Origin of the sequence: Pseudomonas sp. CM25 (assembly GCF_013179705.1) — a bacterium.
In the GTDB taxonomy this organism is placed as follows: Bacteria; Pseudomonadota; Gammaproteobacteria; order Pseudomonadales; family Pseudomonadaceae; genus Aquipseudomonas.
On record NZ_JABMCW010000279.1, the window covers coordinates 1 to 7,396 of the forward strand.

A 7,396-nucleotide genomic window follows, 5' to 3' on the forward strand; every position below is an offset into this window, starting at 1 on the left:
TTGCCGAGTTAGATAAATTTTGTTACGTGTCAGGTTGCGAACAGTGCAAGCTATTAATAAGTTATTCAACCTCCTCCTTGATTGACCTCAATCGCGGGTGCAGTTTTTGATGGCGCTGGCAATAAAGTTGAGCTGCGCTTCATTATGTTGATCACCCATGTTTGCGACGACACGCAATCTCGCACTACCGGAGCTGTAGATTGTGATTTCTGAGATCATATTCTGAGAAGAAGGGTGGCCTTCGATTGTGCAGAAGCACGAAGGGGTAAGCCGAGGCTCCAAAACTTTCTTATAATTTCTACATGCTCATCATCCCGAGCGTTGGCTCGTAACCCTGGCATCACGCAGCAGGACGTTGATCAACATCCTTCATGAGATGAGGCCTTACGCACTCAATGAAGCGTTCCAGCGACCAAGGTTTTTGGAGGAATTGGATCCCCTGGGGTAGCGCCTCATCCATTTCAGGGTGATAGCCGCTGGATACGATGATGGCAGTATCCGGCAGTTCCTTGTGTGCGATCCAGGCCAGGTGGAGTCCTGTTGCGACGCCTGGAGTCCGGACATCAGTGATCACCAACGACCAGGATTGCAGCTTCAGCGCAGCAATGCCGTCGTCGGCCGTTGCCAGAGCGGTGACGGATGCGCCCAAGTCTTCCAGCAGCATGGTTATCAGTTCTCGCAAAGCGGGTTCATCCTCGACCAAGAGAACGGAGGAAGTGAAATCAGGGAGTCGTGGTTCTATCATCAGGGTGCTCGCATTCAAGCGCACGTCGGAAAAGCCATCCGTCCTTGATCCGCCCCAGCGGCATGGTGACGTGCGATATCATTCCGACATCGCTTTCACCGGCAAAATTCACTTCCACTGCCTGAAAAAAATTTCACCTCATCTCATGGCGTCTTCGCTGGGGGGTTGGGCGGGATCGGCGTCCGTATAAGGGTTGCCTGCTGCTGCTTGCTGATCACAATTCTCGCCCATCGCCCGATACTCCTTGCGCAGGGCTCGCAGCTGCTTATTGTCCAGTGCTTCAAGGTCAAGGACGGAGCGCTCGGCAGACTTTGTCGCCCGAATAAGCTCGTCCAGCTTGAGGTGGATTATGTCATTGTCCCGGTTTTGGGTGTTCTGAATCAGGAAAACCATCAGGAAGGTGATGATCGTCGTGGAGGTGTTGATGATGAGCTGCCATGTATCGTTGTAGTGAAACCATGGCCCTGAGGCTGCCCACATTCCAATCAGTACGACGGCGATGAAGAAGGTACTTGGCCTGCCAGCACGGTTGGATAGCCATTGGCAGAACTGCGCGAATTTCATGATGCTTTTCCTTTTGAACACGTTGCATGTTTCGGTTGACCCCAAAACCTTTCAGAAATCTTTTTTTACATTTGCTGGGTCTGACGAACAGCCGTATGTTTCCGTGACGGGTTGTCCAGAGACGATTACTACGGGCAGGTCGGGTTGGTTGACCAGATCGTTTTGGCGAGCCCAAGCCCATCTGTGGTGCCTCGCATGTTCAGGTCAGTAATGACGAGATCAAACGGCTAGGCGTTTAACTTACCGAGGGCATCGTGGGCATTGCTGCATTCGACGGCCGGATAGCCCAAGTGTGTCACGGCTTCGGCCATTAGCCTGCGCAGGATGTCATCGTCTTCGACCAACAAAACCCTCTGCGACATAGAGCTTTCGTCTGGAGGCTGATGCTGCTTATCTCAGAGCGGTCGCAGGGGACGATGATCCCTCAAGAATTGGATCGACGTAGGGTGTGGGCATGGACGTAGTCGTCTGAGACGCCCCGTCCATACCCAGCTGCAGATGGTGCCTTTCTAGTTTTTCCTGCGTTGTGAGCGGGCGATTGTTAAACCTGCAATGACTCCAAGCGCAGCTGCGCCGATCAGCAGTCGCGTTTTGTCTTTCGGCTTCCTCCAGCCTCCGTCTATCCCCCTCGTACCACTTGGAGGTTCAAAGAGATTGCCTGAGGATGTTTCGGCTAAAGGGCTGCGATTTATCCCCCACCGCGTCACCCACCCAGACAACAAAAACATACCTAGTACCAGGTAGCTGGCCAGGTGCGCGAGGCGAGCAGCAGTGCCGACCGTTGTGTGAGCTCGAGGTGAGATTGCACAGGCCACCATTGCCTTGGCTACCCGTTCGGGATCGTAGATGGGGCCTGGCGGTGTCAGCGCATGTCCCGTGTAGTTGCCGCCGTCTCGGAAGCCAGGTGTGTCCATGACTGCTGGATAGATGTCGCACACATGGATGTCGGGAAACTCGGTCAGCTCCCCTCGCAGCGCCTCGGTCAGTCCACGCAAGCCGAACTTGCTCGCCGAATAAGCCGCTGCATAGGGCTGGGCCACCCAGCTCCCCAGCGACAGGGTGTTGATCAGAATGCCGCTACCTTGCGCTTTGAAGAAGGGAAGGGCGACGTAGGCCCCTCGCAGGTATCCGACCAGATCGGTCTGGATAACCTGTTCGTGAGCTTCCAGTGGGGTATCCTCGAAGTTTCCGACTGCCCCAACTCCGGCGTTGTTGACCCAGATGTCGATCCGTCCGTGGCCAAATTCCGAGGCCTGCGCGGCCAGCGCTTGAACCTGGTCGCTGTGCGTGACATCGGTCATGATCGCTATCGCATCCGTACCGCAATCAGTGCATTCATCCAGGACGTCAAATAACGCTTCTTCATCGCGGGCCGCGAGCACCAAGCGTGCGCCTTTGCAGGCGAAGGCGTGTGCGGCGGCGCGGCCTATGCCGCTGGATGCCCCTGTGATTACCACGACTTTTCCGCGCAGCGGCCCCCTCACAGGATATCCACTGCGGGGCGCTTGTTGCTCTTTGCCAGTGCTGCAGTGATCGAGCGGGGCGATGATTTCGTCGGCCTCGACCAGAGAGAGCTCAAGGGCGGTGCCATCGACCAGGTTCAAGGTCAGGCCTTCTAGCGTACCGGCCTCTTTGTCTGGAAACACGGGTTCACCTTCAGCATCCAGGCTGTCGTAGATGAAGCGTGTACCTTCGAGCCATCCCACAGCTGTGAGAAGCTCAGGGCCTAGGTAATACTTCCCGTCTTGAAAGAATCCTGAAAACTGATGCGCTCGCTCCATGTTTTCCACACGGTAGCGCTCACCGGATTTCATACCTGTCGCTTGATCGACCATTGTGCATATCCCTCCAGGTGGTGCCAAGAAATGTCAGCCTTTGCTGTGCTCGTCAGAAGTGGGCCCAGTGCCTCGCTTGATTCCTCGCGGGCCAGCAACGCCCCATATGCCCAGACCAACAAGCGGTAGTGCCACGATCAGGAGGGCCCACGCCGCTTTGACGGCATCTGTCTTGTCGCTCCGAAACACGCTGACAATGGCCCACAGGTCAATGAGTAGAAGAATTGCCGCTACGGCAATCCAGAAATAGCTGGCGACACCGTTCATGACCATTACCCCTCTACACGAAGTCAGGGCCCAGTGTCCCTGATGCAGCCCCTGGAACAAGGATCACCTTGCGACAGTTGTCCTCTTTCTGATCGAACATCTTGTAGCCCATGGCTGCCTCCTCCAACGCAAGGCGGTGGGTGACGATCAGCTCGGGCTGGAGGCGTCCGGCTTCGATGTGTTCGAGTAGCTCGGGGAGGTACTTTTGGACGTGGGTCTGACCCATCTTGAAGGTCAGGCCTTTGTCGAAGGCATCACCGAACATGAAGCCGTGAATGAACCCTGCATAGACACCGGGGACGCTGACGACGCCGCCACGTCGCACAGCCGCGATGCTCTGGCGCAGGGCCTTGCCGCTGCTGCCTTCCAGTTTCAAAGCCGTCATCACGGTTTCCGTGGTGCTGCCTTTGGCCTCAAACCCGACCGCATCGATGACCGCGTCTACGCCACGCATGCCGGGTGTCTGACGAATGATGCTGTCGGCGGGATCGTCATCGTTTTCGAAGTTGATCGGGATGACGCCGTAGGCTTCCTGGGCGTAGGCCAGGCGGTAGTCGTTGTCGTCCACCATGAAGACGGTGTGAGCACCCAGCATCCGTGCGCAGGCGGCGCTCAGTAGGCCCACTGGCCCAGCGCCGTAGATCGCTACCGACGAACCTTGGCCGATCTCGGCATTGATGACCGCTTGCCAAGCGGTGGGAAGGATGTCGGAGAGGAACAACACTTTGTCGTCAGCGAGGGTGGTCGGCACTTTGAACGGCCCGACGTTACCTTTGGGTACTCTGACATAGTCGGCCTGGCCTCCAGGGATGCCGCCATACAGATGGCTGTACCCAAACAGCGCTGCGCCTGGTGGAATGCCTTTTTTATTGAGGATCGATCCGCGACCGGTGTTTGTGGTTTCGCAGGCGGCAAACAGATCGTGCTGGCAGAAGAAGCAACTACCGCAGGCAATCACAAACGGGATCACTACACGGTCGCCAACCTGCAGGTTCGTCACGTCTCTGCCGACGTCTTCGACGATGCCCATGAACTCGTGGCCGAAGATGTCGCCGTGTTCGGTTTCAGGGATTTTGCCGCGATACAGGTGCAGGTCAGAACCGCAGATCGCGGTTGCAGTGACCCGAAGGATTATATCGTCCGCCTCCATGATGATGGGGTCCGGGACGGTATCGACCCTGACATCGTTTGCTCCGTGGTAGGTCAGTGCTCGCATGGTGCTTTCTCCTGCATCAGGTTCAGAGGTTATGCAGGGGAAGCCATGGACAGTTACAAAGTTCAGACAAACTGATTCAGTGGTTAACTTAGGCGCTAACTGTTGGGGTGAGGTTGTTTTTATATTTTTATAAAACTTGGCTTGAACCTTTTCAACTTTTCCTTTCGTCCTGAAAACGCGTGGTGCGCTAGCACGTATCGAGTGCAACTGGCTCCCATCCATAGACGGCGCGCATTTATTTGGGCGCTTGATCAGCCGCGAGGAGAAAAATATGTTTATTCACAATAAGCGCTTGCAATATACGGTGCGCGTCGCGCAGCCCAATCCCGGCCTTGCAAACTTGCTTCTGGAGCAGTTTGGCGGCGCTCAGGGTGAGCTTGCCGCTGCGAGTCGTTACTTCACCCAGGCGCTCGCCGAGGATGACCCAGGCCGCAAAGACTTGCTGATGGACATCGCCACCGAGGAGCTGAGTCACCTGGAGATTGTAGGTTCGATCATCGTGATGCTTAACAAGGGTGCCAAGGGCCGACTTGCCGAGGGCGTTGAGGAGGAGGGAGAGCTGTACCGAGCCATCAATGGGGCCGGTAACGATTCCCATATTACCAGCATTCTCTATGGGGCCGGCGCTCCGCTCACCAACTCGGCAGGGGTTCCGTGGAGTGCGGCCTATGTCGACACCATCGGCGAACCGACGGCTGATTTCCGCTCCAACATCGCTGCCGAAGCGCGGGCGAAGATCGTGTACGAGCGCCTGATGAACGTGACGGACGACCCAGGCGTGAAAGAGGCCCTGGGCTTCCTGATGACTCGGGAGATCGCGCACCAGCTTTCTTTTGAAAAAGCGTTGCACGCCATTCAGCCAAACTTCCCTCAAGGCAAGCTTCCAGGCATGCCGGAGTTCACCAACAAGTATTTCAACATGTCGGGTGAACCGAATGTGCGCGGCCCTTGGAATGAAGGCGAGGAATGGGAATACGTCGAGAACCCATCGGCTGCCGTTGATGGCGGAGATGGCACTGCTTCGGTGGAACTGGCCGCGCCTGATCTGGCGGTTCTGGAAGCCATGAAACTGCGAACGATGTCCGATCCAGCCAGTAATCCGGTCACCGGTGCGGATCTGGGTTCTGGTTTGGTCAACGGCAAAGATGACTGAATTGAAGGAGGCCGCAATGAGCACTTCGAGAAGAAGGGATAAGGCTCAGGCTGACATCGGCTTCGAGCATTTGATGAGCACGGCGGTGGCAGAGTTTGAGGCCGACTCGCGCCTGGCTTGCCGAGCGATGCGAGTGAAGATGGCGATAGGCATGTTCGGCGTAGGCTCGGTGCTGCCTAACGATCTGCCCCTGAAGCTTCCGACTGAGTCCTTACACAAGAGTCTGGTGAGCCACACCCTGCAGTAACACCGATTTTCACACCCAAGGAGAATGACGATGGTTGCTCGCAAGACAGTTGAAGATCTGTTCATCCATGAGCTTTCGGACGTGTACAGCGCTGAGAAGCAGATCACCAAAGCATTGCCGCGCTTGGCTCGGGCATCTACCAACCCGCTTTTGGCTGATGCGTTCACCTCACACCTGGCGGAAACCCAGGGGCAGATAGAGCGCATTGACCAGTTGGTAGAGTCGGCTGGATTGAAACTCAAGCGGATGAAGTGCGTAGCCATGGAGGGGCTGGTTGAGGAAAGCAAAGAGCTGCTGGATGAAATCGAGAAGGGGGCAGTGCTCGATGCGGCGCTCATAGGGGCATGCCAGAAGGTCGAGCATTACGAGATCGCCAGTTACGGCACCTTGATTGCAATGGCGAAGCACCTGGGCATGGAAGAGGCCGCCTCGCTATTGGCAGACACACTCGCAGAAGAAAAAGCCGCTGACGAGAAGCTGTCAGCGATTGCCGAAGAGGGCGGCAATCAAGCTGCTACGCTCGAGAAGTAACGGGTCGGGCCCAGCCAGGGACGCGCTGGGCTTCCAAGAATTTGCGATTTCAATCATGTTCCTGGCCGAAGGTCTGCGTTATGCGGATACCATTTCGGTATGTCGAGTTTTATGACCTCACTCACTCGGTCAGCGCTTGGGAGTATGCAGATGCATTGCGCACCAACTGATAAAGAGATCGCGGACGCGCTGTGCATCAGTGAGATTGAGGTAGCCCGGTATGGACGGGATGTATTCGGACTTGGAGATGGAGGTTGGCTGATTCACTTCGAACTCAGCATGCCCCGAGAGCTTGGGGTCAACATCGAGGGAAGGTTCACCTTGATCATACGGCCCCCCGGTGAAGCGAACGAGAGACGCGCCCAGGATGTGTGCTGATGAGATGCTTTCTGGAACCCACCCAGAGCCAGCGAGGATGGGCAGAGATTGGCTTATGAAGGGAATTCAAGCATTCTCAAGAGCCGGACTCACGTACATCGACTACTACTTATGAGCAAGCCTGTCTTCCCTCAGCCCTTTACAGCGATTGGCTGCTCTCAATGTCGCGACGCTGCGAGCCTGGGTTTCGATTTTACAATGGCGTTTCAGCCTATCATCCATGTCCCTTCAGGGAGACCATTCGCCTATGAGGCACTGGTTCGGGGCCTGAACGGTGAAGGCGCTTCGGACATTCTGGCCCAGGTGACGCCTCACAATTTGTACCGCTTCGATCAGGCCTGCCGAGTGAAGGCCATCGAGCAGGCTGCTGCGCTTGGCTTGGGGCGGAAGACGGAATGTAAATTGAGCATCAACTTTCTGCCCAATGCCGTCTACCGGGCCAGCACCTGCATTCGGGCTA

Annotated in this window: 8 protein-coding genes and 1 pseudogene; 4 read left to right on the forward strand and 5 right to left on the reverse strand. The window is 56.2% G+C overall.

Annotation, left to right across the window (positions count from 1 at the left end):
• Positions 1-340: 340 nt before the first annotated feature.
• The 5 genes from HP546_RS22865 to HP546_RS22885 form a co-directional block, all read right to left on the reverse strand.
• Complete coding sequence (locus HP546_RS22865; RefSeq protein WP_172229847.1) at positions 341-745, reverse strand: response regulator; 405 nt, start codon at positions 743-745, stop codon at positions 341-343.
• A gap of 138 nt (positions 746-883) precedes the next feature.
• A complete protein-coding gene (locus HP546_RS22870) occupies positions 884-1,309 on the reverse strand; it encodes a low affinity iron permease family protein (RefSeq protein ID WP_172229829.1) in 426 nt (141 codons plus the stop codon).
• 509 nt (positions 1,310-1,818) lie between these two features.
• Positions 1,819-3,144: an SDR family oxidoreductase gene (locus HP546_RS22875; protein WP_172229832.1), complete on the reverse strand. Its 1,326-nt coding sequence runs from the start codon at positions 3,142-3,144 to the stop codon at positions 1,819-1,821.
• Between the two features lie 33 nt (positions 3,145-3,177).
• On the reverse strand, positions 3,178-3,411 hold the full coding sequence (locus HP546_RS22880; protein ID WP_020191975.1) for a PLD nuclease N-terminal domain-containing protein: 234 nt from the start codon (positions 3,409-3,411) through the stop codon (positions 3,178-3,180).
• Between the two features lie 13 nt (positions 3,412-3,424).
• Positions 3,425-4,627, reverse strand: a complete 1,203-nt coding sequence (locus HP546_RS22885) for a zinc-dependent alcohol dehydrogenase (RefSeq protein ID WP_172229835.1) — start codon at positions 4,625-4,627, stop codon at positions 3,425-3,427.
• 271 nt (positions 4,628-4,898) lie between these two features.
• Between HP546_RS22885 and HP546_RS22890 the strand changes: the two genes are divergently transcribed.
• The 4 genes and pseudogenes from HP546_RS22890 to HP546_RS22905 all read left to right on the forward strand — a co-directional run.
• Entirely contained in the window at positions 4,899-5,780 is an 882-nt protein-coding gene (locus tag HP546_RS22890; RefSeq protein WP_027609203.1) for a manganese catalase family protein, read from the forward strand.
• Positions 5,781-5,796: 16 nt separating this feature from the next.
• Positions 5,797-6,027 carry a hypothetical protein gene (locus tag HP546_RS22895; protein ID WP_172229838.1) on the forward strand — a complete coding sequence of 77 codons (231 nt, stop codon included), beginning with the start codon at positions 5,797-5,799 and terminating at the stop codon, positions 6,025-6,027.
• A gap of 30 nt (positions 6,028-6,057) precedes the next feature.
• Positions 6,058-6,558 carry a ferritin-like domain-containing protein gene (locus tag HP546_RS22900; protein WP_172229841.1) on the forward strand — a complete coding sequence of 167 codons (501 nt, stop codon included), beginning with the start codon at positions 6,058-6,060 and terminating at the stop codon, positions 6,556-6,558.
• 489 nt (positions 6,559-7,047) lie between these two features.
• A pseudogene (locus HP546_RS22905) lies at positions 7,048-7,396 on the forward strand (EAL domain-containing protein); the annotation flags it as partial.